The organism is Burkholderia seminalis DSM 23518 (genome assembly GCF_902832885.1).
Classification (GTDB): domain Bacteria; phylum Pseudomonadota; class Gammaproteobacteria; order Burkholderiales; family Burkholderiaceae; genus Burkholderia; species Burkholderia seminalis.
In genome coordinates this window covers 792339-816381 of record NZ_CADFDK010000001.1, presented here as the reverse complement: position 1 = coordinate 816381, position 24043 = coordinate 792339, and the positions used below count along the sequence as shown (strand labels likewise).

Here is a 24043-nt window from a genome sequence, read left to right as displayed (position 1 = left end):
CGCCCGCCCGTCCCGCGCGAGCCGCGCGGGGCTTCGAATGACCCGAACGACGCGTGCCGTGATGGGGTGCGGCACGCGGCTCTCCGGAACCCGCGACCGATGACCCTGCTCCGTGTTGGCGCCTCCTGCGCCGTGCTGTGCCTGCTGGCGGCCTGCACGTCGCCGTCGCTCGTCGAACGCGGGACCTACTACGCCGACACGAGCCTGCATGCGCGCGGCGCCGATTCGCGGGTTCGCTTTCTCGTGATGCACTACACCGAAAGCGACGAGGCGAAGTCGTTGCGCACGCTGACGGGCGATTCGGTCAGCGTGCATTACGTCGTCCCGCCGCAGCCGCGCATCGAGCGCGGGATGCCCGTCGTCTATCAGCTCGTGCCGGAAGCGCAGCGCGCCTGGCACGCGGGCGTGAGTGAATGGCAAGGCACGACCGAGCTGAACGCGGTGTCGATCGGCATCGAGAACGTGAACCGCGGCCCGCTCGATCCGCAGAATCGCACCTGGCAGCCGTATCCCCCCGAGCAGGTCGTCGCATTGATCGACCTGTCGAAGGACATCGTCGCGCGCTACGGCATCCCGCCGACACGCGTGGTCGGGCACAGCGACATCGCGCCGCAACGCAAGATCGATCCGGGGCCGCTGTTCCCGTGGCATGCGCTGGCGCAGGCCGGTGTCGGCGCGTGGCCGGACGGGGCGACCGTGGTCGCGCGGCTCGGCGGCCGCGACCCGCGCGCGCCGGTCGACGTGCGTGAACTGCAGCTCAAGCTCGCCCGCTACGGCTACGACGTGCCGACCGACGGAATGCTCGATGTGCGCACGCGGCGCGTGTTCGCCGCGTTCCAGATGCATTTCCGGCCGTCCGACTATGCAGGCAATCCGGACGCCGAAACCGACGCGATCGCACAGGCGTTGCTCGACAAGTACTTCCCCGGCACGCAGCCGGCGGATGACGCCCCCGCGTCCGGCGCACCGTGAACACGCGGCGCGTCGCACGCCGAAAAACACGGGCCGTCCCCCGACTCCGGTAAACTGGCGGTTTTTCGCAATCCCGCAGCATTACCACGCCATGACTCAAGACGAACTCAAACGCCTCGTCGGCCAGGCCGCCGCCGACTACGTGATCCAGAACGTGCCGCAAGGCGCCGTGATCGGCGTCGGCACCGGCTCGACCGCCAACTGCTTCATCGACGCGCTCGCCGTCGTCAAGTCGCGCTATCGCGGCGCCGTATCGAGCTCGGTCGCGACGACCGAGCGCCTGAAAGCGCACGGCATCAAGGTGTTCGACCTGAACGAGGTCGACTCGCTGCAGGTGTACGTCGACGGCGCCGACGAGATCGACGCGAGCGGCGCGATGATCAAGGGCGGTGGCGGCGCGCTGACGCGCGAGAAGATCGTCGCGTCGGTGGCCGACACGTTCGTCTGCATCGCGGACGGCAGCAAGCGCGTGCCGGTGCTCGGCGCGTTCCCGCTCCCGATCGAGGTCGTGCCGATGGCGCGCACGGCGATCGGCCGGCGCGTCGCCGCGCTCGGCGGCGTGCCCGTGCTGCGCGTGACGAAGGACGGCGCACCGTACATCACCGACAACGGCAACGAGATCATCGACGTGAAGGGGCTGCAGATCGCCGATCCGCGCGGTTTCGAAGCGCAGGTGAATGCATGGCCGGGCGTCGTGACGGTCGGCCTGTTCGCCGGGCGCGGCGCGAATCTGTGCTTGCTTGGCACGGAAAACGGCGTTGAAACGATCGTTTATCCGGCTGGCTGAACCTGAATGAGAAGCAGTCCGTAACGGCGTTGTCGATCATTAATGGACTGAAGGTTTAAATCTTGTGGAAATCGGGGCCCGGCAAGCGCAGCGCGCTTCCCGGGCTTTTTTTTTAGCCGTATAAATCACCTCGTCAAAAAAGAGGGATAACCCTGTCAGGTGTTTACCAGATAGCGGAATATCGTCGAACTCATCAACTTATAGATCATAAGAACAGTGGTAACCAGGGCCGGCGGAACTGCGGAGCAGGTGTTCGCAAATCGACGCACGGGGAGGTGTCATGGAGCAGGGCAAAGACCGGTCACTGGTCGCCAAAGTGATGGATGGGCTTGTCTCGGGTATCGTCGAGGACAAGTATGGCGGCATCTTGCCGCCGCAAGACGTGCTGTCGAAAGAGTTCGATGTGAGTCGTACGGTGATGCGGGAAGCATTGTCGATGTTGCTTGCGCGCGACATGCTCGACGTGCGCCCGAAAGTCGGCACGCGTGTGCGCCCGATGCGCGACTGGCGCATGATCGACGAAGACGTCGTGAGCTGGCGATTTCGGGCGAAACCCGACCCGCAATTCATGCGCGACGTCATCGAGTTTCGGATGCTGATCGAGCCACGTGCGACCGCGCAGGCGGCGGTGCGTGCGACGGCGACCGACATCGCGGGCATTCGCGAAGCGTTCGATGCGTTCAAGGTGCTGCAGCCGGGGGATTCCGGCTACGACACGGCGGACGAGTTGCTGCATACGCGGATCGTCCAGGCCAGCGGCAACCAGTTCTTCCAGCAGATGGCGGCGATCGTGCGCGGTGCGGTGCGCCTCGTGAACCCGCGCGTCGTGCAGAAGGAAGGGGCGCACGAGATCGCGGTGAAGGCGCATGCGCGCGTCGTCGATGCGATCGAGCGGCGCGACCCGCGCGAGGCCGAGGCGGCGTCGCTCGCGCTGATCGATTTCAGCGCCGACGAAATTTCGCGCGATTTCTCGGTCGACGTGCCCGTGCGCGCCTGACGTTGCGCGTGTCGCTCATCCGTGTGCCGCCGGGCCGTTTATCATGACGGCCGGCCGGCAGCGTGCCGGCTACCGTCATACGACCGACACGGAAGATCAGGATGAACGACAACGACCATCGCCCGGTGCGCTTCGGCATCGTCGGCGCGGGCAGCATTGCGCGCCGCTTCGCGCAAAGCCTCGCGCACGTGCCGGGTGCCACGCTCGCCGGTGCCTGGGCTCGCCGCGCCGACGCCGCGGCCGCCTTTTGCGGGACTTGCGGCGGTACGCCTGCCGCGAGCCTCGACGCGCTCCTCGCGAGCGATATCGACGCGGTCTACATCGCGACGCTCCATGACAGTCATGCGCAGTACGCGCTGGCCGCGCTGGCCGCCGGCAAGGCCGTGCTGTGCGAAAAGCCCGCGACGCTGAACGCGGCGCAGCTCGACACCGTGCTGCAGGCGGCAAGCGAGGCCGGGCGGCTGTTCATGGAAGCGATGAAGCCGCCGTTCTTTCCGCTGTACCGTCAATTGCGTGCGCATCTGCGCAACGACCCGATCGGCGAGATCCGGCTCGTCCGGGCAGGATGCGCATCGTCGTCGGTGCCGGACGACCACTCCGTCTACCGCCTCGATCGCGCGGGCGGTGCGCTGCTCGATATCGGGATCTACGAGGCGTTTCTCGCGGTCGACTGGCTCGGGGCGGCGCTCGACGTGCAGACGCTCGGCCGCGTCGGCGCGACGGGCGTCGACCTGTTCGCGAGCCTGAACAGCGTGCATGCGAACGGCGGGATCGCCCAGCTCTTTTGCGGACTCGACGTGATGGGGCGCGGCGACGCGCTGATCGCCGCGGCCGGCGGCCACGTGACGATTCACGAGAAGTGGTGGAACCCGGCGCGCGCGACGATTTGCTATGCGGACGGGCGTACCGTCGAACTCGACGCGCCGGCCGAGGGCGGCGGGTTGAACTACGAGACCGCGCATTTCTGCGACCTGCTGCGCGCGGGCGAAACGGAAAGCCCGATCATGACGCACGACCATTCGCGGCGGATGATCGCGATGACCGATGCGGCGCGCGCCGCGCTCGGCGTGCGCTATTCGGGCGAGTAAGCGGGAAGGAGAGGGGGCGGGGCGCGCATGCGCACCCCGGCGGGAGCGCGTGCGCTCAGTGCCGCGACGGCAGCGACAGGCGCTTTTCGTACCAGCGCTGCACCCATTCGAGGATCTGGCACAGGATCCAGTACACGGCCGCGGCGGCGAGGTAGAGCGGCAGCGGCTGATAGGTCGCCGCGATCACTTCCTGCGCGCTGCGCAGCAGTTCGGTCACGGTGATCACGGAGACGAGCGACGTGTCCTTGATCAGGCTGATCAGGCTGTTCGACAGGCTTGGCACCGCGATGCGCAGCGCCTGCGGGCCGATCACGTAGCGCAGCGTCTGCCCCCACGACAGCCCGAGGCTGTACGCGGCGAGCCATTGGCCGCGCGCGATCCCGTTGATGGCGCCGCGCATGCTTTCGGACATGTAAGCCGCGACGTTCGCGGACAGCGCAATGACGCCGGCCGGCGTCGGGTCGAGCGAGATGCCGAGGCTCGGCAGCCCGTAGTAGATGACGAAGATCTGCACGAGCAGCGGCGTGCCGCGCATCAGGCTCACATACCCGCGCGCGAGCCACGCGAGCGCGTTGACCCAGACGCGTTCGAAGCCGTCGAGCGCTTCGCTTTGCCGGATGCCCATCATCGCGAGCACGACGGCGCCAAGCAGGCCGAACACCATCGACAGCACGGCGAACTTGACGGTCAGGACGGCGCCCTGGGCGAGCACCGGCAGCGATTGGACGAGCAGGGACGTTGTCGACATGGAGTACGAATCGAATGCGTGCGCGAAAGCGCAATCATAAACCGGACGCATAAAACAAAGGGCGGCATCGTGACGGATGCCGCCCTTTCCGGCCCGCCGTCAGGCGGGACATGCAGGCGTGCTTACTTGATCGGTTTGGTCACGTCGATGCCGAACCACTTGTCCGAGATCTTCGTGAACGTGCCGTCGGCCTCGAGTTGCGTCATCGCGTCGTCGATCGCCTTCTGGAACTTCGGGTTGCCCTTCTTGAACGGGATGCCCGACGGGTTCGCCGAGCCGACGTTCGCGCCCGGGCGCAGCGGCAGCTGCGCGTTCTTCGTCAGGTACGCGAGCATCAGGCGGTCGTTGAGCGCCGCGTCGAGGCGGCCGGCGGCGAGGTCGCGCAGGTACTCGGGCGCGCCCGGGTACGTCTTCACGTCGATGCCGGGCACCGACTTCGCCATGTCCATGTAGTTGGTGCCGAGCGCGACGCCGAGCTTCTTGCCCTTCAGGTCGTCCAGCGACTTGAACTCGCGCGTGTCGTCCTTGCGCTGGATCAGCTGCGCGGACGAGAACGTGTACGCCGGCGAGAAGTCGAGCGTTTCCTTGCGCTTGTCGGTGATGCCGACCTGGTTGGCGATCACGTCGAACTTGCCGGCCTGCAGGCCCGCGATGATGCCGCTCCATTCGGTCGTCACGAATTCGGCCTTCACGCCGAGCTTCGCGGCGACGGCCTTCGCGATGTCGACGTCGAAGCCGACGAGTTCGCCTTGCGGGTTCTTCGAGTTGAACGGGGGGAACGTGCCTTCGAGGCCGACGCGCAGCGTGCCGCGCTGTTTGACCTGGTCGAGGAGGTCGGCCGCGTGCGCGGTCGCGGCGGCGAACGACGTGCCGACCAGGCCGGCAACCAGCAGCTTCTTCAGCAGCGAAAATTTCATCGTGTGTGTCCTTGCCCTGTCCGGGTCAATGATTCTGATAGTGAGGCCGATGATAGCAAAAACGCTATCGATCATTAAATATAGTTTGTTTATGTCTATATTACGCGGTGCGCTCGCGGGCGATCGCCTTCACGCATTCCGACACGAGCGCCGGGCCGCGATAGATGAAGCCCGTGTAAAGCTGGACGAGCGCCGCGCCGGCCGCGAGCTTCGCGCGGGCGTCCTCGCCCGAGAAAATGCCGCCGACGCCGATGATCGGCACGTCGTTGCCGACTTCCGCGTGCAGCTTGCGGATCACTTCGTTCGACGCGTCGAACACGGGGCGGCCCGACAGGCCGCCGGCTTCGTCCGCATGCGGCAGGCCCTGGACGGCCGCGCGCGACAGCGTCGTGTTGGTGGCGATGACCGCTTCGATCTTGTGGCGCAGCAGCGTGTCGCCGATTTCCTTGACCTGTTCGTCGTCGAGATCGGGGGCGATCTTCAGCGCGAGCGGCACGAGCTTGCCGTGCAGGTCGGCGAGGCGCTGCTGCTTGTCCTTCAGCGCGGCGAGCAGTGCGTCGAGTTCGCCGGCGCCCTGCAGCTGGCGCAGGTTCTTCGTGTTCGGCGACGAAATGTTGATCGTCACGTAGCTCGCGAACGGGTATACGCGCTCGAGGCAGTACAGGTAGTCCTCGGCGGCGCGCTCGATCGGCGTGTCGGCGTTCTTGCCGATGTTCAGGCCGAGAATGCCGCGATAGCGGGCGGCCTGGACGTTCTTCACGAACTGGTCGACGCCATGGTTGTTGAAGCCCATCCGGTTGATCAGCGCTTCGGCTTGCGGCAGGCGGAACATCCGTGGGCGCGGGTTGCCCGGCTGCGCGCGCGGCGTGACCGTGCCGACCTCGATGAAGCCGAAGCCGAGCGCCGCGAGGCCGTCGATGGCCGCGCCGTCCTTGTCGAGGCCGGCCGCGAGGCCGACCGGGTTGCGGAACGTGAGCCCCATCACGGTGCGCGGTGCGTCGGGCACGCGGGCCGACAGCGCGCAGGCGAGGCCCGTGCGGCCGGCCGCGCCGAGCGCGCGCAGCGTGAGGTGGTGAGCATCTTCCGCATCCATTTTGAACAGGGATGCGCGGGCCAGCGGATAGAGGGAACTGAACACGGGAATGGGGCGGGCAGCCGGAATGAATGACAACCCGCTATTTTACCGGGAGTTGCGCGGCAGGGGCGTGCTTCGCTTCGTAGCCCCCGCCGCGTGCGTCAACCCGAGCCGGAATGCCCGCCCGGCAACGGCGCGCGGGCCAGCGCCGCGTCGACGGGCGGCAGGTCGATCCGTTCCGGATCGAGCGTCTTCCAGCGGCCGTCGATCAGCCCCTCGAGCGGGTGGAAGTTCGCCTTGTACGCCATCTTCGGGCTCTCGCGGATCCAGTAGCCGAGGTACACGTACGGCAGGTCGAGGCTCTTCGCCTGCTCGATCTGCCACAGGATGTTGTAGGTGCCGTAGCTCGTATGCCGGTCGTCGGGCTCGAAGAATGTGTAAACCGACGACAGCCCGTCGCCGAGGATGTCGATCATGCTGACCATGCGCAGCTTGCCGGGTTCGCCGCCCGGCGCGTCGAGGTCGCGGAATTCGACGAGGCGCGAGTTGATCCGGCTCTGCAGCAGGAACTGCTCGTACTGGTCGCGGCTGTCGCGATCCATGCCGCCGCCCGCGTGGCGCGCGGACTGGTAGCGCATGTAGAGCGCGTAGTGCTCTTCGTCGTAGTGCAGCGGCGAAACCGTCGCGATCAGCGCGCGGTGGCGCTTCCACATCCTGCGCTGCGTGCGCGACGGCGCGAACGCGCCCACGGGGACGCGCACCGGCACGCATGCGCGGCAGCCGTCGCAGTACGGGCGATACGTGAACACGCCCGAGCGGCGGAAGCCGGCCTTCACGAGTTCGGTGTAGATGTCGGAATTGATCAGGTGGCTCGGCGTCGCGACTTGCGAGCGCGCGATGCGACCGTCCAGATAGCTGCACGGATAGGGCGCCGTTGCATAGAATTGCAGCGCCGAAAGCGGTGAAAGCGGCAGCTCAGTCGGGTGAGTCATGGGCAGCTCTCGATGCAGGGAAGGAGTGCCGCGCTAGCGCTCGATCCCGGAGGGCGCCGCCTTCTCGGCGGAGCCCGTCAGCGCGGCGAGCACGCGCTTGTCGAACTGCCACGGAATCGGCGGTTCGGCCACCGCGCTGCGCACGTGAGCGACAAACGCCTTGCGTGCGATCTCGCGGCCGCCGAGCGACGCTAGATGCGACGTATTCTGCTGGCAGTCTATCATCTCCAGCCCCTGCTCGCGAAGGTGCGCGATGAGCGCGGCCAGCGCGATTTTCGACGCGTCGGTCACGTCCGCATACATCGACTCGCCGAAAAACATCCGCCCGAACGACACGCCGTACAGGCCGCCGACGCGGCGTCCGTCGTGCCACGTCTCGATGCTGTGCGCGTTGCCGGAGCGGTAGAGCGACGTATACGCGTCGATGATCTCGGCCGTGATCCACGTGCCGCGTTGCCCGCGCCGCGGCGCCTGCGCACAGGCGCGCATCACGCCCGGAAAGTCGTGGTCGACCCGCACTTCCCATTCGGGATCGCGCAGCACGCGCTTCAGCGTCTTGCGCAGCGACGGCGACACCTTGAATTCGGCCGGCACGAGGATCATGCGCGGATCGGGGCTCCACCACAGCACGGGCTGGCCGTCCGAGTACCACGGGAAAATGCCGCGCAGGTACGCCTCGATGAGGCGCGACGGCAGCAGGTCTGCGCTCGCGGCCAGCAGCCCGGGCGCGCCGGTCGCGGGGCCGAGCGCGCGCTCGATGGGCGGAAACGGATCGTCCGGGCCGAGCCAGGGGACCATGGGGCGCGGGCTCAGCCGTTGCGCAGCGAGCGGAAGATGTCGCCGGTGTGCACGCCGTAATCACCGGCGGCGCGATCGGCGAAGAAGAAACGCAGGGTCTGGCTGACGGTCGGGAACGCGATCTCGTCCCACGGAATGTCGGCTTCGTCGAACAGCTTCACTTCGAGGCTTTCCTCGCCGGCTTCGAACCCCGGATCGGTGAGCCGCGCGAGGTAGAACAGGTGGACCTGGTGCACGTGCGGCACATTGAGCAGCGTGAACAGGTTCTGCACCTCGACGCGTGCGCCGGCTTCCTCGAGCGTTTCGCGCGCGGCGGCTTCGGCCGTCGTTTCGCCCATTTCCATGAAGCCTGCCGGCAGCGTCCAGAATCCGTAGCGCGGTTCGATCGCGCGGCGACACAGCAGGATCTGGTCGCCCCAGACCGGGACCGTGCCGACGACGTTGCGCGGATTCTGGTAGTGGATCGTGCCGCAGTGATCGCAGACGAAGCGCTCGCGGTTGTCGCCCGGAGGAATGCGCGCGATGACTTCGTGACCGCAGACGGAGCAGAATTTCATGTCGAGTGGAAGGGACGAGGTGATGCGAGTGTATCACCGGGGCACGCCATTCCAGAACGCCTGCGCATGCGGGCGGCATGTCGCGCGAAGCGGAGGTGCGCGTGCGCGAAAAGGGTGCCGTGCCCGGGCGCGGAAAAACAAAAAGCCCGGCACGAGGCCGGGCTTTTTGCGGAATGCTGGACGGGTTGGTTGCGGGGGTAGGATTTGAACCTACGACCTTCGGGTTATGAGCCCGACGAGCTGCCAGACTGCTCCACCCCGCGTCCGTCGAAGAAATGAATTATAAGGAGTTACCCCAGGGCATGCAAGCACTTTCTGACAATCGCGTGTCGCGTCTCGTAGGGACGGTACGTGGAGCGCGTGCGCTAGAATCGAGCGGTTTGTGTCGTCATCCCGGCAGCAGGGCCGTGCGCGATCGCGTCGGCGCCGTTGCGGCTCCCTTTACTGTATCGACGGATTCATGGACATCGCTCACGATCTGCAATCGATCGGCGCGCAGGAACAGGCGCTCGTGTTTCCCCATTTCGATCCCGCGCGCGCATGGGCGCTCGGCAACCGGATGCATGCGCTCGCGACGACGCGCGGCCATGCGATCGCGATCGACATCGTCACGTTCGGCCAGCCGCTGTTCTACGCGGCGCTCGCCGGCGCGACGCCCGACAACGCCGACTGGGTGCGCCGCAAGCGCAACGTCGTCGCGCATTTCCGCCGCAGCTCGTACGCGATCGGCCTGCGCATGCAGCAGGCCGGCGCCACGCTCGCGGACAAGCACGGGCTGCCGATCGCCGAATATGCGCCGCACGGCGGCTCGTTCCCGCTGACCGTCGCCGGCGCCGGCGTGATCGGCTCGATCACCGCGTCGGGGCTGCCGCAGCGCGCGGATCACGAGTTCGTCGTCGAGGCGCTGTGCGCGGAGCTCGGCCACGACTACGCCGTGCTGGCCCTCGCCAGGAGCTGAGCGATGCAACTGCCCGGTTATGCATGGCTCGCGATCGCGATCGTCGCGGAAGTGGTCGGCACGTCCGCGTTGCGCGCGGCGGACGGCTTCACGCGCTTCTGGCCGTCGGCGCTCGTCGTCGCCGGTTACGGCATCGCGTTCTACTGTCTGTCGCTCACGTTGCGCACGATGCCCGTCGGCATCATCTATGCAGTCTGGTCGGGCGCCGGCATCGTGCTGATCACGCTCGTCGCGATGCTGCTCTATCGTCAGGTGCCTGACCTGCCGGCGGTGATCGGCCTCGGGCTGATCATCTCGGGCGTCGTGGTACTGAACCTGTTCTCGAAGATGCAGGCGCACTGACCGTGCGACTGCCGTTTGCCGGATGACTTCCATGACCGATTCCACTTCCGCCGTTGCTACCGCCGAATCCGTCCGGCCCGACGTCCACGCGTATGTCGCGAACCGCATCGGCTTTCTCGAGCTGAACCGGCCGAAGGCGCTGAATGCGCTGTCGGTCGGCATGATCCGGCTGATGCAGCAGGCACTCGACGCGTGGCGCAACGATCCCGAAGTCGTCGCCGTCGTCGTGCACAGCCCGCACCCGCGCGCGTTCTGCGCGGGCGGCGACGTGCGTTTCTTCCACGACGCATGGCAGCGCGGCGACCGCGACGCGGTCGACACGTTCTTCATCGAGGAATACACGCTGAACCATGCGATCTTCACGTATCCGAAGCCGTACATCGCGTTGATGCATGGTGTCGTGATGGGCGGCGGCATGGGTATTTCGCAGGCCGCGCGGCATACGGGCGGCCTGCGCGTCGTGACCGACTCGACCAAGATGGCGATGCCGGAAACGCGCATCGGCCTGTTCCCGGACGTCGGGATGAGCTGGTTTCTCGCGCGCACGCCCGGCGCGATCGGCCGTTATCTCGCCGTGACCGGTGCGGCGCTCGGCGCGGCCGACGCGCTGTACGCGCAACTCGCCGACGTCTATCTGCCCGATGCCGCGCTGCCGGCACTGCTCGATACGCTGCGCAGCGCGCCGATCGACAGCGGTGCGCGGGCGGTGGCTTGCGTCGCCGAGGCGGCTGCCGCGCACAAGGTCGTGCCGACGCCCGACACGTCGGCGCTGGCCGATGCGCGCGCCGGGATCGACCGGCATTTCGCGCAGCCCGACGTCAACGCGATCCTCGCATCGCTCGACGCCGAGCAGGATTGCGCGGCTGTCGACGGTTGGGTCGAAAAGGCGACCCATGCGATGCGCGAACAGCTGTCTCCGCTGTCGATGGCCGTGTCGCTCGAGGTCGTCGAACGCGCACGCGGCGCGACGATGGCCGATTGCCTGCGGCGCGATCTCGATCTCACGCGCTCGACGTTCGCGCGCGGCGACGTGATCGAGGGCGTGCGCGCGCTGATCGTCGACAAGGATCACCGGCCGGCCTGGCGCTTCAAGTCGGCCGCCGATGTCGATCGCGCCGACGTGCTCGCGATGTTCGACAGCCCGTGGGCGCCGGACACGCATCCGCTGCGGAATCTGCAGGACTGACGTCGGTCGGGCCGGCCGGCACGCTAGACAGAAACGAAAAGGCCGCCTGCGGATGCAGGCGGCCTTTTTTGCGGAGGGCGATCGAAGGGCATCGCGCCCGAGCGTGCGTTATTCGTCGCCCGCGTCGTCGGACATGAACGCGCGCATGAACACGAGCGCGCCGAAGCCCCACACCGCGTTCGCCGCGAAGCCGGCCGCGAGCACGGGCATCATGTTGCCCGACGGCCAGATGCCGCGCAGCGGATCGATCGCGAACACGCGGGCGGCCGTCAGCACGATGCCGCCGAATATGAGCGCACCGATCCACGATGCCTCGCGTTCCGGCGATACGCGCAGCAGCCACGCCATCGGAATGGCGCAGCATGCGCTGATCAGCGCATTCGCGACAAATTCAGGAATGCCGAGCGGCGCGAACGGCTGCGTCGAGAAGCCGGTTGCGGCGATCAGGTCGGCGGTGTGAAGGAGCGCGAGCGTCGCCTCGCGGAAGAACAGGGCGGCCAGGAAGCCGGACAGGAATGGCAGGATGACTTTCTGCATCGATGAGTGCACCGCAGGCGCGCACGGCCGGGGCCGGGCGCGCGGAGTTATTCGGATAGGTGCGCCATTATAGGGCCCGTCCGCGGCGATATTCGCTCCAGCGTCGTGCTAATCACGAAAGCGGAAAACCTAAGCTCAAAAAAATCGTTCCAAAGCCCTGCACCGATCCCTAGACTGATTTCCCAGAAACAGCCGTGCAATCGCGTCCTCGCCCGCCGCGCGGCCTGACCGGCGAGCTATCCCGAATCGAACGCACACCATGCATGCGCCGCGCATCCGCGACGCGAGCAGGGCGATGTCTTTTCCAAATTTCGGCAGTGACAGTCAAGCAGGAGCAGCAGATGAATGTGTTCTGGTTTATCCCCACGCATGGCGACAGCCGCTATCTCGGCACGGCCGAAGGTGCGCGCGCCGCGGATTACGATTACTTCAAGCAGGTCGCCGTCGCGGCCGATACGCTCGGCTACGAAGGCGTGCTGCTGCCGACCGGCCGTTCCTGCGAGGATGCGTGGGTCGTCGCGTCGAGCCTCATCCCGGCGACGCAGCGCCTGAAATTCCTGGTCGCCGTGCGTCCCGGCATCGCGTCGCCGGGCCTGGCGGCACGGATGGCCGCGACGTTCGACCGCCTGTCCGGCGGCCGCCTGCTGATCAACGTCGTGACGGGTGGCGACGCGGCCGAACTCGAAGGCGACGGCCTGTTTGCCGATCACGACACGCGCTACGAGATCACCGACGATTTCCTGAACATCTGGCGCGGGCTGCTGGCCGCGTCGCACGACAACGGCGGCTTCGACTACATCGGCAAGCACCTGCAGTCGAAGGGCGGCAAGGCGCTTTATCCGCCCGTGCAGCGTCCGCATCCGCCGCTGTGGTTCGGCGGTTCGTCGCCGGCCGCCCACGCGATTGCGGCCGATCACATCGATACCTACCTGACCTGGGGCGAGCCGCCCGAGGCCGTCGCGAAGAAGATCGCCGACATCCGGGCCCGCGCGGAGGCGCGCGGTCGCAAGATCAAGTTCGGCATCCGCTTGCACGTGATCGTGCGTGAAACCGAGGACGAAGCGTGGCGTGACGCCGAGCGCCTGATCAGCCGTCTGGACGACGACACGATCGCGCGTGCGCAGCAGGCGTTCGCGAACATGGATTCGGAAGGCCAGCGCCGGATGGCCGCGCTGCACGGCGGCAAGCGCGGCGGCCGCGACGCGCTCGAGGTGTACCCGAACCTGTGGGCCGGCGTCGGCCTGGTGCGCGGCGGCGCGGGCACGGCGCTCGTCGGCAATCCCGAGCAGGTCGCGGAACGCATGCGCGAATACGCGGATCTCGGCATCGAGACGTTCATCCTGTCCGGTTATCCGCACCTCGAGGAGTCGTATCGCTTCGCCGAGCTCGTGTTCCCGCTGATCAAGGGCAAGGGCGCGGAGAAGGCGACCGGCCCGCTGTCGGGGCCGTTCGGCGAAATCGTCGGCAACAACTATCTGCCGAAAGCCGCGCAGAGCTGAGCGACAGGAGGCCTGCGATGACAACGAAAACGTCGACGACGGGCGCCGTCGTGGCGGCCCGTGCCTGGCGCGGCGTCGCGCCGTGGCTCGTGCCGCTCGCGTTGCTGGTGGCGTGGGAGGTCGGTGCGCGCACCGGCTGGCTGTCGACCCGCGTGCTGCCCGAACCGGTGGCGGTCGTCCGCGCGGCCTGGTCGCTCGTGACGTCGGGTGAAATGTGGGCGAACGTGAAGGTCAGCACGTGGCGCGCGCTGTTCGGCTTTGCGATCGGCGGCGGCGTCGGCCTTGCGCTGGGGCTCGCGACCGGCCTGTCGAAGGCGGCCGAGGTCGCGCTCGATTCGACGATCCAGATGATCCGCAACATTCCGGCGCTCGCGATGATTCCGCTCGTGATCCTGTGGTTCGGCATCGACGAGAAGGCGAAGCTGTTCCTGGTCGCGCTCGGCGTGTTCTTCCCGGTCTACATCAACACGTATCACGGGATCCGTTCGGTCGACGCGAACCTGATCGAGATGGCGAAGAGTTACGGCGTGCGCGGCTTCGCGCTGTACCGCGACGTGATCCTGCCCGGTGCGCTGCCTTCGATCCTCGTCGGCGTGCGTTTCGCGCTCGGGCTGATGTGGGTGATGCTGATCGTCGCGGAAACGATCTCCGCGCAGTCGGGCATCGGCTACATGACGATGAACGCGCGTGAATTCCTGCAAACCGACGTGGTGGTGGTCGGCATCCTGTTGTACGCGGTGCTCGGCAAGCTGGCCGACGTGCTGGCGAAATGGCTCGAGCGCGTGACGCTGCGCTGGCATCCCGCTTATCAATCAGGAGCAAAGGCATGAATGCGACCACTTCGGCGGCCGCCTACGGCCCGCTCGCCGGCGCGGATCTCGAGGTCGAACTGGCACAGGCACGCGTCGCGGACGGCGATGCGCGCGACGCGGCGATTCTCGAGCGCGACGGCGGCGCATCGGTCGTGCCGCTCGCGCGACGACGCGCGGACAGCCCGGCACCCGACGACGCGGTGACGCTGTCGGGCGTCAGCAAGCGCTTCGGCGCACGCACGGTGCTCGACAACGTCGAGCTCGGTATCGCACGCGGCAGCTTCGTCGCGATCGTCGGCCGCAGCGGCTGCGGGAAATCGACGCTGCTGCGTCTCGTCGCGGGGCTCGAGCAGCCGAGCAGCGGCGCGCTCGTGACGCGCGGCGAGGGCGGCGGCGTGCTCGACACGCGGATCATGTACCAGGATGCGCGTCTGCTGCCGTGGAAGACCGTGCTGCAGAACGTGATGCTGGGCCTCGGGCGCGGCGCGCGCGATCAGGCGCGCGCGGTGCTCGATGAAGTCGGCCTGCTGGAGCGGGCCAACGACTGGCCCGCGCAATTGTCGGGCGGTCAGCGCCAGCGCGTTGCACTGGCCCGCGCGCTCGTGCACCGGCCTCAACTGCTGTTGCTCGACGAGCCGCTCGGCGCGCTCGACGCGCTGACCCGCATCGAGATGCATGCGCTGATCGAGCGGTTGTGGCGCGAGCATCGGTTCACCGCGCTGCTCGTCACGCACGACGTGCAGGAGGCCGTCGCGCTCGGCGACCGCATCCTGCTGATCGAGCAGGGGCGTGTGGCGCTCGATCAGCCCGTGCCGCTCGACCGGCCGCGCGCCCGTGCCTCGGCCGCATTCGCGGCGCTGGAGGATCGCGTGCTGAAGCGCGTGCTTGCCGGCGGGCCCGGCGCGGCCGATCAGGACGCGGAGCATGAGGCAGACAAGGTTCGACCGGTCGGGCAGATCCGCTGGGCCGTTTAATTCCGGGCGGCTCCGGCCGCCCGTCTTGAGACTTTTTTCTTCGGAGCGATCATCCCGATGAGCATCACTGCAATCAACGTACGTAACCAGTTCAAGGGCAAGGTGAAGGAGATCATTCGCGGGTCCGTGGTCTCCGAAGTCGACGTCGAGACGCCGTTCGGCATCGTCACGTCGGTGATCACGACCCGTTCGGTCGACGAACTCGAACTGAAGGTCGGCGCGGAAGTCGTCGCGCTCGTGAAGTCCACCGAAGTCTCGATCGCGCGTCTCTGACCGCGCGTGTCCTGCTCCGATGCGGCGCCGGCGGGCAGTGTGCCCCCCCCCGCGCCGCATCGGCGTTCCCGCTGCGCGCATGCCTCGGTATTCGGCGTCCGGACGAAGTGCTAGGATGGAGCGACACGACGCCGGAGGCCAACGCATGACCCCCATTCTTTCCCCTGAAGCCATCGAGGCGCTGAAGTGGATCGACCAGTTCGGCGAAAGCCGGCCGGTTCCCGCTGCGTTCGACGACGTTGTCTATGCGTTGCTGAACGAGGGGCTGATCTATCAGGCGACGGCCGACCGGGTCGACCTGACGACCGACGGCAAATCCTTTTTGTCCAACGAATACGATTGAGCGCCCGGCGCCGGCTGCCCGGGCGGCCTGGTGCCGCGTCGCCATGGAGCGTGCGATGGAACCGAAAGGCAGCGACCTCGGCGATTTCAGCGAGCCGTACCGCGGTTTCGAGATCGAGGTGAAGACCGAACAGGTCTGGGACGGCGAGCATGCGCACTACCGCGTGCTGCAAGGCGATGCCGTGCGGATCGACTGGCGGCTCGTCAAGGTCGACGGGATGCTGCTGACCGAGCGACGCGTGATCGAGCGCGTGCTCGACGAGGCGCGCCGGGCCGTCGATGCGGAGCTGGGCGAGGGCGGCTAGCGGAGCGCCGGCAGGAGTGGCCCGGGTTGCGGTAAAATAACCGGTTGTTCCCGTGCCGGCTGGCCTGTTGCCCGAATTCCATGTCCGTTTCGTCCTCGCTTCCTCCCCGCCGCGTTTCCGTCGCGCCCATGCTCGACTGGACCGACCGTCATTGCCGGTCGTTCCACCGTACGCTGACGCGCAACACGTGGCTGTATACGGAGATGATCACGACGGGCGCGCTGCTGTTCGGCGACGCGCAGCGGCATCTTGCGTTCACGCCGAGCGAATCGCCGATCGCGCTGCAACTGGGCGGCAGCGAGCGTGACGATCTCGCGCGCGCCGCGAAGCTCGGCGAGCAGTGGGGCTACGACGAAATCAACCTGAATTGCGGATGTCCGTCCGAGCGTGTGCAGCGCGGCGCGTTCGGCGCGTGCCTGATGAACGAGCCGCAGCTCGTTGCCGACGGCGTGAAGGCGATGCGCGATGCGGTGTCGGTGCCGGTCACGGTCAAGCACCGGATCGGTGTCGACGCGGTCGAAGATTACGCGTTCGTGCGGGACTTCGTCGGCACGGTGGCCGAGGCCGGTTGCGAAACGTTCGTCGTGCATGCGCGCAACGCGATCCTGAAGGGTTTGTCGCCGAAGGAGAATCGCGAGATCCCGCCGCTCAAGTACGACTATGCGTATCAGTTGAAGCGTGATTTTCCGTCGCTGGAGATCGTCATCAACGGCGGCATCACGACGCTCGACGAGGTTGCGCAGCACCTCGAACATGTCGACGGCGTGATGCTGGGTCGCGAGGCGTATCACAATCCGTTTGTGCTGGCCGAAGTCGATACGCGCTTCTACGGGTCGACCGCAGCGGTGCCGACGCGCGAGGAAGCCGAGGCGCAACTGATCGAGTATTGCGCGGCCGAACTGAAGCGTGGGACCTATCTCGGCGCGATCGTTCGGCACGCGCTCGGACTGTATCGCGGCATGCCGGGCGCGCGTGGCTGGCGCCGCGTGCTGTCCGACAACAAGAAGCTCGCGCGCGGCGATCTGGCCGTGTTTGACGAGGCGCGCGCGCATCTGAACGAAGCCGAAGAATTTTTTGAAAAAAAGGCTTTGCAAGATTCAAAAGTCTTCGTATAATCTTGTTCTTCGCTGCTGAAACAAAACAGCGAAGCGAAGTAAGCAGTATCAGTGGTGGCTGTAGCTCAGTTGGTAGAGTCCAGGATTGTGATTCCTGTCGTCGTGGGTTCGAGTCCCATCAGCCACCCCAACAAATTCAAGCACTTGCAGCAGAATCAAGCTGACGTGTTACAGGTTTTGGAAGATGAGATTCCAAAATTTGGAAGATGAAGACAAAATAGAAGCCCGCCATGCGCGGGCTTTTTGTCGTCAAGCAAAAACCAGAAGAAGAATCGGGTGGGGGCCAACATGGGGTATGTGCCGCAGGTACAGCAGATCGCAAATCTTGTCGAGTATCACAATTACTGGATTGACGATGGACAGGGCAATCGAGTCGTCAACCCTGCGTTCGATAGCAATTGCAGGATGCTGTTGGACTTGAAGAGGGATACGGAGCGAGGCCACAACGCCGCTGTCACGCATTTCAGTCGTGAAGTAGAGGCGTTCCTTGCTGCGCATGGCGTGCCGCCACCAAACCTGCAGGTCCTCATCGCGATCGTCCCCTCCAGCAAACAGGGGACGTGGGGGGCGGGCCTCGAAAAGATCGCGTCGAATCTAATCCGGCGAAATGCGAATTTCATCGATGCAACGCGTGTGCTCGAGCGCACTACAACCATCCAGAAGCTCGCAGCTGGAGGCAATCGGAACCAGGCAGTGCACCAAGCGTCTATTCGAATTGGAAACGGAGGTGCGAAGATCGCGCAGAAGACGATTCTTCTCCTGGACGACATCACTACTACAGGTAACTCACTTATCGCTTGCGCCGACCTTCTCTGCCGAGCAGGTGCGGCAACAGTGATGCCACTCGCACTTGGGCGGACAACATGACGAATTCTGATCTGTCAATTTGCGTTGTCGCACAGATCCTTCTTCGTGCCTGCCGCATAAGCCCGGGCGCGGCATCGGCATTGCTTCTGAAGGCGCCAGTTGACCAAATGGTCGACGAGCTCGACCTGATCGAATGGTGCGAGAGTCAGGGCATGCCGCGCGACAAGGTGGGTGACGAGGCGGCATTGGCATTCTCCAAAAAATCCATCAGCGAGACAGTAGAGGCTGGGATCGACGTAATTCCTGTTACGTCCGATCACTATCCTGTTCACCTTAAGCTGATCGAAGATGCACCACCTGTAATCTATTCAAAAGGGAATAGAGAGCTGCTTTCTGCCAAGCCTGGTGTTTCTGTAGTGGGTACACGTAAGGCATCCCCAAATGGACTGCGGATAGCGGAGCGCATAGCCGGCTATTTCGCCGAGCGGCAGTGGACGATCGTAAGTGGCCTTGCACTGGGAATCGATGCGGCTGCGCACCGGGGCGCCCTTGGAGTATCGGGTGCGACAGTCGCGGTGCTTGCACACGGACTTCACCATGCGACACCGAAAGCCAATGCTCATCTGGCAAACGATATTTTGGCGAATGGTGGTGCATGGGTTTCCGAACATCCAATCAACGTCCCGGCGCTCCCAGAACAGTTCGTGCAACGCAATCGAATTCAGATCGGGCTATCCGCTGGATCAATTATCGTCGAAGGCGAGGAGCGAAGCGGTACCATGACTCAGGCCGAGTTTTGCCTTCGCAATCGCAGGCAACTCTTTGCTGTTCTTCCTGAGAAGGCTGACGAGTTGAAGCTAGTATCGAAGGGGCCGCTCATACTAATCAACCGTCGAGGCGCCACACCACTGCGATCGCGTGACGACTACGAGTCGGCTGCTCACCTGATGGAGGTGAAGCGTGCGATGCTGGCTAGTCTGCCTCTAACAAGCTCAAGTTGAGCAATACGGGGCAATCGGACTGGATAGGTCGGTAATGCGGCATTTAGCGTGTCGCACGCACCTTGCGTTGTCTGCGGCGATCGTACGTCTTCCGGACCATGCGCTCGTCCGCATGGCCGGTGGCATCGATAATTCGATCGTCGCCTTCCTCCTGGCGGTCGGTTACGGCGGCCGGCCGCATGTCGCGCAGTGCGAAACGCTCGAACGGCACGCCACGCGCTTGCGCTTCCTTCTCGCAGTAGCCCATCAGCCGCGACCAGTTCGTGTTCCATCCGCTACGCGTATACACCTGGCCGGCGGTATTTCCGAACACGTGCACGCTAGACGTGCGCTGCAGCGCGAGCGCCTCGTCGATTACGGCCTTCAGCTCGGGCGACCACAGCACGAGCTTCACACGCTGCTGCTCGCCGGCCTTCCGTTTCCCGATCGGCACCTCGACGCCATCCGGCTTGATGCTCTGTCGGTGTAGCTCCCGCATCTCGGTCGGTCGGCTGACGGTCAGGTACGCGGCCTGCACGCAGAGCGCGAGGATCAGGTACGCGGAACTGGGATGCTGGTCGCCGACGCTTCGCCGTGACCGCGCGACCTCGACCGCGAGATCGATTTCATCCTGCGTCACGTACCGCTGGCGCGGCCGCGTCGGGTTGTACTCGATGCCGCGGCATGGGTTCGTTTCGAGCTCGCCGCGCCGCCGGCCGTATTCGAGGACGGCGGACAGCAGGGCGATTTCCTTGTTCGCCTTCGCTGGCGCGCCGAGCTGCGCGCGCTTGTCCAGGTAGCCATACACGTGCTTGGGTTTGATGGCGGCCGGCGCCATCTTCCCGAATACCTTGACCAGGCGCTTCGACTCGACGCGGTTCTCGTCGAGCGTGGACTGGGCCTTGCGCCGCTCGTCGGTGTGCGGCAGGCCGTCCTGCCACTCGAAGTACCGCGCGACGAGTGCCTCGACCGTTCCCGGCTCGATCGCGTTCCCGTTCAGCGCCTCCGCGCGCTCGATCGCCTGCTTGCGGATCTCGGCGAGAGCTTCCTTGTTGTGGGCCGGGGCCGACAGGCGGAATGCCCATCTGCCATTTGGCAGCTTGTAGCCGAAGCTGACCTTGTGTTTCCCGTAATGGGCGTAGAGCCGGAAGGGTAACCCGTCCGGCCGTTTCCGTCGTCCGATCATGATCACAGTGCAGCAAAATTCGGTTCTTGTTCTGCGGTGCCGCGCGTGCGCCGGGCATGCGCGGTCTGCGGCGCGGTGCCGTTCATGCGTGCGTCATAGTATTCGCGCGCGACGAGCGGAACGCCGGCGATGTTGACGGCGTACGGCCAATGGTTGCGCTCGAGCCAGCGTTTCATGCACGCGTGACTGCGCGGCTTGCAGCCGACCAGCTCGGCCAGTTCAGGCGTGGTGAGGTAGATGCTCATGGTTCGATCCTTCGAAATGCCACGACCCAGACCCACGGGTTCGTATCCCAGCCATACCCGCGCGCGGCGTTCAGGCCGTCCCAGAGCTGGCGGAACTGAGCGACAGTGCCATCGACCGGGTCGACGCGCCGGGCGGCGCGCCGCGGATCAGGGATCCCTTCGGCGATCGCCTCGTCCCATTCGATGCTCTGCAGGCGCTCGGCGCGCACGCCGGTGATCTCGAGCGTGATGCGCGACGCCCAGCGCGGCATGTGGATGGACGGCGTCCAGCCGCGCGATTCCTTGGCGTCGAGCGCCTGGAACGTGTTGAGGTCGATGTCGACTTCGGCGCGGCCGTCGTCGGCCCGGTACGCGATGCCGGCATAGCGGCGTGTCGGTAGGCTGCCTTCGAACGTCTCGGTGCCGATGCGGCGCACCTCATGCGTTTCGCGCACCCACAGACGGTCGCCGACGTCGCCATGCGGGCAGACGTAGCAATCGCCGGTGCGTGTGTGCCAGATCGCGGCCAGGTCCGGCGCGGGCGTCCCGCCGGCATACTTCACCGAGCCGCCGCCGGCCGTTGTCGGTTCCCACACGCCGAGCGGATTGTTGTGCGGCAGCTTCACGATGCGCCGCGTCTGCGTCTTGCGACCTTCGAGGATGGCTCGTACCATCGGGCCGGAGAACAATACCGGGAGTTCACGCATGTCTTGGCACCATGAGGATTGGTTATCGTTTGCCCAAGCTGCCGCTTCTATCGCGGCGATCATTGGGGCATTCGGTGTCGTTTTTCTTCAGCATCATCTGGAAGGTAGGCGTAAGCGCAAAGCCGACCGGGACGATGCCCAAAGAGTGTTGAGAATCGCGCATGCTTTTACGAAGAGAGCATGGCTCGTGGTTTGCGACGTTTCCAACATGCGGAACAATCCGGATCACGTAGAGAATGAGCCGGACCGCCGGAAATTTCGCAACGATTTGTGTCAGGTGCTGGAAGCCCTGAATGGGCTTCCGATCAATACGTTGCCTACCGCTGTGTCGGCAGAGCAAATCATCCGGGTACGTACTGAGCTCGCCGCTGCTTGCTTTGAAGCGTCAAAACACCGAGGGGTGGACGGCCCGGGCAGTAGGGAGCTTGGCGCGCCGTGGTTGAAATGGGACGCGCGGCTCGCGGACGCAATGAAGATCATTCGAGACGAAATGGAAAAACTCTCGAACGAGAAGTAGCACAGTCACATCCCAGGCTGACCTTCAGATGCCTTTCCACGTGTCGAACAGGCGATCGCGTAATTCGATCTGCGCATTGTCGCCGCGGAAATTGTCCGTCAGCACGTTGTCATTCGGCATGGTCAATCTCCCCAATACGACATTTCGCAGTCGGCCGCGCCTTCCGGATCGTTTTCGAAACCGAAGTCTGCAATGTTTTCGAAGCACGATTCCGCGAATGACCGCGCGATGGTTTCGTTGACATGGGCGCGCTCGACGAAGCGTGCGGCGCAGCGCTTGAGCCACTGCTCATCGGTCATGACCTCGGGTTCGCGGCCAATGCCAAGGATTGCGGTGCGCCAGCGCTGGAAGAACGAAGGTTCACGCATGGTTGGCTCCTTGGAGAAGGGCGAGTGCCTCGTCGACCAGTTTCGGTGTGTCGTGCGCGGGGTCCGGGCAATTCGCATCCGGCATGCGGATGAATCCCAACTCGATGCCATTCGCGATGAAATGCTTGGCTGCCGTCAGGCCAAGCCGAATCGTGGCGAGCTGCTCGTCCGTCAGCCCGACCCGAGCGTCTGCCTGCGCGGGCTGCGGAGTGGTGTAGACGGGCACCAATCCGCCGATGCGCTTTGCGCTGGATTCATTGCGCGTGAAGTAGTTGCCGCCCTTCGGCTGCGCCCATCCAAACGGCTTCTGAGCTTCCGCCGCCATAGCGGGCGAGCGGGCGGTGACCGGGCGCATCGACGTCCAGCGTTCGATCGTCTTATTGGCGTAGTCGCTGGCAGCGCTCCAGCTATCGGCTTGGTCGGGCATATCTTCGCGGTCGTAGTGCTGACCTTCGCGCCACGCCGCGCGCAGATACGCGAACAGGTCGCGAACGTCGAGCATCACCAGATACGGTTCATCCGCCCCTTCCGCCCCCGTCTCGTTGGCTGATGCGGCGCGGGCTTCGTCGCGCTCGTTGATGAGGTCGCTGACGATCTCGACCGGGGATTCGTTCCAGTGATAGCCGGGCATCATCCGATCAATCTGTTCGAGCAGCGCGTACCCGATGTTCGCCATGTCTGCGACGGCGTGCCGCGCGCTCGGCTCGAAATCCAGATCGCTGTCGATGAACGACGGATCGCGGTCGGTCGTCTTGATCGGGTTCGCCGCGAGCAGATCACCATGCCGAGGCCCGAGCAGCGACACGTCGTCGCCGCCGCAATGGCGGATGACCTGACGCCACGTGTCGTCGAGCGACCGGCGGTGCACGTTGATGAGAGGCCGGTTCTTCACTTCGGCCTCCCATCGGCCGACGGCCCATTCCAGCAATTTCAGCATCGAGGAGGGTGCCGCCCGCTCGTCCGCCGGCGAGGGTGCGGGTTCTTCGACCGGGTTCTCGCTGCCGATGCCGAAGCGCACGGGCGATCCCGCCGCCTTCAGCAGACTGTTGCAAGATTCCTGAATCCGCTCGGCATACCAGCCGCCTATTCCGGTTTCTTTCTCGTAGGCATTCACAGCGCCCATCAGCACCCGGAGCGGGGCTTCGATCGGCGCTGCTGCGTGCTGCTCGACGGGGGATGCGGCGAGGACGGCGCGGGCGTATTGGCGACGAAGGACAGCTGTCGGAATAGGGATGCTATATAGATCCATCGTCGGGATCGAATACCAGATCGCGTCTAATTGCTCGTCCGTCAGCGCATCAGCGCGGCTATTGTCGGTGGTCATGGTGTGGTCCTCAGGTAATGAGCTGCTTCGCGTTCGCCGCAAACACTGCTCGGGCGAACCCGAGCGGCGTAGCCGAGCGGATGTCACCGCGGTCATCGGATGGGGGGCAGCGTGGATGCGGTTGTCGGGCGCGCCGAGCCCATCGGCGCGGTTCGGTGCCGGCATCTCGAATCCACCGCCGGCCCAGATGCACGTCTTCTTCGTGTAGTTGTCGGACAGCTCGAAGCCGGTGAACTCGTACGGGTGGAACGTGTAGTCCGGCTTGCGCCAGTGCGACGAGATCACGCTCACCGGGTTCTCGATGCCGTACGGCACGCCGAGGCCACTGAGAAACTCGTCGGCGACAGCAACCATCTCGATCGCCTGGGCGAGCCGGCGCAGGCCCTTTTCCTTGAACCAGCGCGCGCCGCTGACCGCGAGGTCCGTGCATGGCGGAAATGCGAAGCCGAATACGACGGTCGAGTCCGCGGGAATCGCCGGCGCGCCGAGCAGCGCGTCCCATTGCTGGAAGATGATCCCGTCGCGCACCGTGCGGCCGACGTGCTGGATGTCGTAGCAGATGCATCGATAGCCGGCGTCCGCCCACGGCCGTGCCATGTTGCCCGTGCGGTCGAACAGGAAAATCGCGGTCGGTACCATCGTCATCCTCTAAATCA

Annotated in this window: 29 protein-coding genes and 2 tRNA genes; 18 read left to right on the top strand and 13 right to left on the bottom strand. The window is 65.5% G+C overall.

The window, feature by feature from the left end:
* Positions 1-99 precede the first annotated feature (99 nt).
* The 4 genes from HWX00_RS03865 (at position 100) to HWX00_RS03850 (ending at position 3844) form a co-directional block, all read left to right on the top strand.
* Positions 100-972: an N-acetylmuramoyl-L-alanine amidase gene (locus HWX00_RS03865; protein ID WP_175026986.1), complete on the top strand. Its 873-nt coding sequence runs from the start codon at positions 100-102 to the stop codon at positions 970-972.
* Between the two features lie 91 nt (positions 973-1063).
* On the top strand, positions 1064-1759 hold the full coding sequence (rpiA, locus tag HWX00_RS03860) for a ribose-5-phosphate isomerase RpiA (RefSeq protein WP_175026985.1): 696 nt from the start codon (positions 1064-1066) through the stop codon (positions 1757-1759).
* 280 nt (positions 1760-2039) lie between these two features.
* A complete protein-coding gene (locus tag HWX00_RS03855) occupies positions 2040-2756 on the top strand; it encodes a FadR/GntR family transcriptional regulator (protein WP_034186997.1) in 717 nt (238 codons plus the stop codon).
* 101 nt (positions 2757-2857) lie between these two features.
* Positions 2858-3844 (top strand): Gfo/Idh/MocA family protein, encoded by a 987-nt coding sequence (locus HWX00_RS03850; RefSeq protein ID WP_175026984.1) that lies wholly within the window; start codon positions 2858-2860, stop codon positions 3842-3844.
* 55 nt (positions 3845-3899) lie between these two features.
* On the opposite strand, the gene HWX00_RS03845 is transcribed toward HWX00_RS03850, so the two are convergent.
* From HWX00_RS03845 to HWX00_RS03815, 7 genes are all read right to left on the bottom strand, one after another.
* The gene (locus tag HWX00_RS03845; protein ID WP_034186995.1) at positions 3900-4592 is read right to left on the bottom strand and encodes an amino acid ABC transporter permease; all 693 of its coding nucleotides are present in this window, start codon (positions 4590-4592) and stop codon (positions 3900-3902) included.
* A 122-nt stretch (positions 4593-4714) separates the two neighbouring features.
* Positions 4715-5509 (bottom strand): cystine ABC transporter substrate-binding protein, encoded by a 795-nt coding sequence (locus tag HWX00_RS03840; protein ID WP_034186994.1) that lies wholly within the window; start codon positions 5507-5509, stop codon positions 4715-4717.
* Positions 5510-5609: 100 nt separating this feature from the next.
* Complete coding sequence (locus HWX00_RS03835) at positions 5610-6647, bottom strand: quinone-dependent dihydroorotate dehydrogenase (protein WP_059234588.1); 1038 nt, start codon at positions 6645-6647, stop codon at positions 5610-5612.
* A gap of 98 nt (positions 6648-6745) precedes the next feature.
* A complete protein-coding gene (locus tag HWX00_RS03830) occupies positions 6746-7576 on the bottom strand; it encodes an arginyltransferase (protein WP_034186992.1) in 831 nt (276 codons plus the stop codon).
* A gap of 33 nt (positions 7577-7609) precedes the next feature.
* Positions 7610-8374: a leucyl/phenylalanyl-tRNA--protein transferase gene (aat, locus tag HWX00_RS03825; protein ID WP_034186991.1), complete on the bottom strand. Its 765-nt coding sequence runs from the start codon at positions 8372-8374 to the stop codon at positions 7610-7612.
* An 11-nt stretch (positions 8375-8385) separates the two neighbouring features.
* Positions 8386-8931 (bottom strand): NUDIX hydrolase, encoded by a 546-nt coding sequence (locus tag HWX00_RS03820; protein WP_021161562.1) that lies wholly within the window; start codon positions 8929-8931, stop codon positions 8386-8388.
* 186 nt (positions 8932-9117) lie between these two features.
* Positions 9118-9194, bottom strand: a tRNA-Met gene (locus tag HWX00_RS03815).
* 197 nt (positions 9195-9391) lie between these two features.
* On the opposite strand from HWX00_RS03815, the gene HWX00_RS03810 reads away from it, so the two are divergent.
* Genes HWX00_RS03810 through HWX00_RS03800 form a run of 3 tightly spaced genes read left to right on the top strand, consistent with a single transcriptional unit; the run spans position 9392 to position 11417 of the window.
* The gene (locus HWX00_RS03810; protein ID WP_034186990.1) at positions 9392-9889 is read left to right on the top strand and encodes a heme-degrading domain-containing protein; all 498 of its coding nucleotides are present in this window, start codon (positions 9392-9394) and stop codon (positions 9887-9889) included.
* 9 nt (positions 9890-9898) lie between these two features.
* On the top strand, positions 9899-10231 hold the full coding sequence (locus HWX00_RS03805) for a DMT family transporter (RefSeq protein ID WP_376698763.1): 333 nt from the start codon (positions 9899-9901) through the stop codon (positions 10229-10231).
* Positions 10232-10262: 31 nt separating this feature from the next.
* Positions 10263-11417 carry an enoyl-CoA hydratase/isomerase family protein gene (locus HWX00_RS03800; RefSeq protein WP_175026983.1) on the top strand — a complete coding sequence of 385 codons (1155 nt, stop codon included), beginning with the start codon at positions 10263-10265 and terminating at the stop codon, positions 11415-11417.
* A 108-nt stretch (positions 11418-11525) separates the two neighbouring features.
* On the opposite strand, the gene HWX00_RS03795 is transcribed toward HWX00_RS03800, so the two are convergent.
* Positions 11526-11954 (bottom strand): hypothetical protein, encoded by a 429-nt coding sequence (locus tag HWX00_RS03795; protein WP_034186987.1) that lies wholly within the window; start codon positions 11952-11954, stop codon positions 11526-11528.
* Positions 11955-12295: 341 nt separating this feature from the next.
* On the opposite strand from HWX00_RS03795, the gene ssuD reads away from it, so the two are divergent.
* The 10 genes from ssuD to HWX00_RS03745 all read left to right on the top strand — a co-directional run bounded on the left by ssuD (position 12296) and on the right by HWX00_RS03745 (position 19082).
* On the top strand, positions 12296-13453 hold the full coding sequence (gene ssuD, locus HWX00_RS03790) for an FMNH2-dependent alkanesulfonate monooxygenase (protein WP_034186986.1): 1158 nt from the start codon (positions 12296-12298) through the stop codon (positions 13451-13453).
* Positions 13454-13470: 17 nt separating this feature from the next.
* Positions 13471-14283 (top strand): aliphatic sulfonate ABC transporter permease SsuC, encoded by an 813-nt coding sequence (gene ssuC, locus HWX00_RS03785; protein WP_049036196.1) that lies wholly within the window; start codon positions 13471-13473, stop codon positions 14281-14283.
* Positions 14280-15239 carry an ATP-binding cassette domain-containing protein gene (locus HWX00_RS03780; protein WP_049036195.1) on the top strand — a complete coding sequence of 320 codons (960 nt, stop codon included), beginning with the start codon at positions 14280-14282 and terminating at the stop codon, positions 15237-15239. The genes ssuC and HWX00_RS03780 overlap by 4 nt, the downstream gene beginning before the upstream one ends.
* A gap of 57 nt (positions 15240-15296) precedes the next feature.
* The gene (locus HWX00_RS03775) at positions 15297-15512 is read left to right on the top strand and encodes a TOBE domain-containing protein (protein WP_006476104.1); all 216 of its coding nucleotides are present in this window, start codon (positions 15297-15299) and stop codon (positions 15510-15512) included.
* A 145-nt stretch (positions 15513-15657) separates the two neighbouring features.
* Positions 15658-15855 (top strand): hypothetical protein, encoded by a 198-nt coding sequence (locus HWX00_RS03770; RefSeq protein ID WP_034187036.1) that lies wholly within the window; start codon positions 15658-15660, stop codon positions 15853-15855.
* 55 nt (positions 15856-15910) lie between these two features.
* Entirely contained in the window at positions 15911-16159 is a 249-nt protein-coding gene (locus HWX00_RS03765; protein WP_034186983.1) for a hypothetical protein, read from the top strand.
* 128 nt (positions 16160-16287) lie between these two features.
* Positions 16288-17274: a tRNA dihydrouridine(20/20a) synthase DusA gene (gene dusA / locus HWX00_RS03760; protein WP_244131154.1), complete on the top strand. Its 987-nt coding sequence runs from the start codon at positions 16288-16290 to the stop codon at positions 17272-17274.
* 54 nt (positions 17275-17328) lie between these two features.
* Positions 17329-17404, top strand: a tRNA-His gene (locus HWX00_RS03755).
* 146 nt (positions 17405-17550) lie between these two features.
* On the top strand, positions 17551-18141 hold the full coding sequence (locus HWX00_RS36615; RefSeq protein ID WP_208456734.1) for a phosphoribosyltransferase family protein: 591 nt from the start codon (positions 17551-17553) through the stop codon (positions 18139-18141).
* On the top strand, positions 18138-19082 hold the full coding sequence (locus HWX00_RS03745; protein ID WP_175026982.1) for a DNA-processing protein DprA: 945 nt from the start codon (positions 18138-18140) through the stop codon (positions 19080-19082). The genes HWX00_RS36615 and HWX00_RS03745 overlap by 4 nt, the downstream gene beginning before the upstream one ends.
* A 43-nt stretch (positions 19083-19125) precedes the next feature.
* On the opposite strand, the gene HWX00_RS03740 is transcribed toward HWX00_RS03745, so the two are convergent.
* The 3 genes from HWX00_RS03740 to HWX00_RS03730 are packed head-to-tail and all read right to left on the bottom strand — an operon-like array spanning position 19126 to position 21178.
* On the bottom strand, positions 19126-20247 hold the full coding sequence (locus HWX00_RS03740; RefSeq protein WP_175026981.1) for a site-specific integrase: 1122 nt from the start codon (positions 20245-20247) through the stop codon (positions 19126-19128).
* Between the two features lie 2 nt (positions 20248-20249).
* A complete protein-coding gene (locus tag HWX00_RS03735) occupies positions 20250-20492 on the bottom strand; it encodes a DUF4224 domain-containing protein (protein WP_175026980.1) in 243 nt (80 codons plus the stop codon).
* Entirely contained in the window at positions 20489-21178 is a 690-nt protein-coding gene (locus tag HWX00_RS03730; RefSeq protein ID WP_175027014.1) for a hypothetical protein, read from the bottom strand. The genes HWX00_RS03735 and HWX00_RS03730 overlap by 4 nt, the downstream gene beginning before the upstream one ends.
* Here HWX00_RS03730 and HWX00_RS03725 point away from each other — a divergent pair.
* Positions 21177-21695: a hypothetical protein gene (locus HWX00_RS03725; RefSeq protein WP_175026901.1), complete on the top strand. Its 519-nt coding sequence runs from the start codon at positions 21177-21179 to the stop codon at positions 21693-21695. The genes HWX00_RS03730 and HWX00_RS03725 overlap by 2 nt on opposite strands.
* A gap of 122 nt (positions 21696-21817) precedes the next feature.
* On the opposite strand, the gene HWX00_RS03720 is transcribed toward HWX00_RS03725, so the two are convergent.
* A complete protein-coding gene (locus HWX00_RS03720; protein ID WP_175026900.1) occupies positions 21818-22063 on the bottom strand; it encodes a hypothetical protein in 246 nt (81 codons plus the stop codon).
* A complete protein-coding gene (locus HWX00_RS36695) occupies positions 22056-24032 on the bottom strand; it encodes a hypothetical protein (RefSeq protein ID WP_244131153.1) in 1977 nt (658 codons plus the stop codon). The genes HWX00_RS03720 and HWX00_RS36695 overlap by 8 nt, the downstream gene beginning before the upstream one ends.
* Positions 24033-24043: the final 11 nt, after the last annotated feature.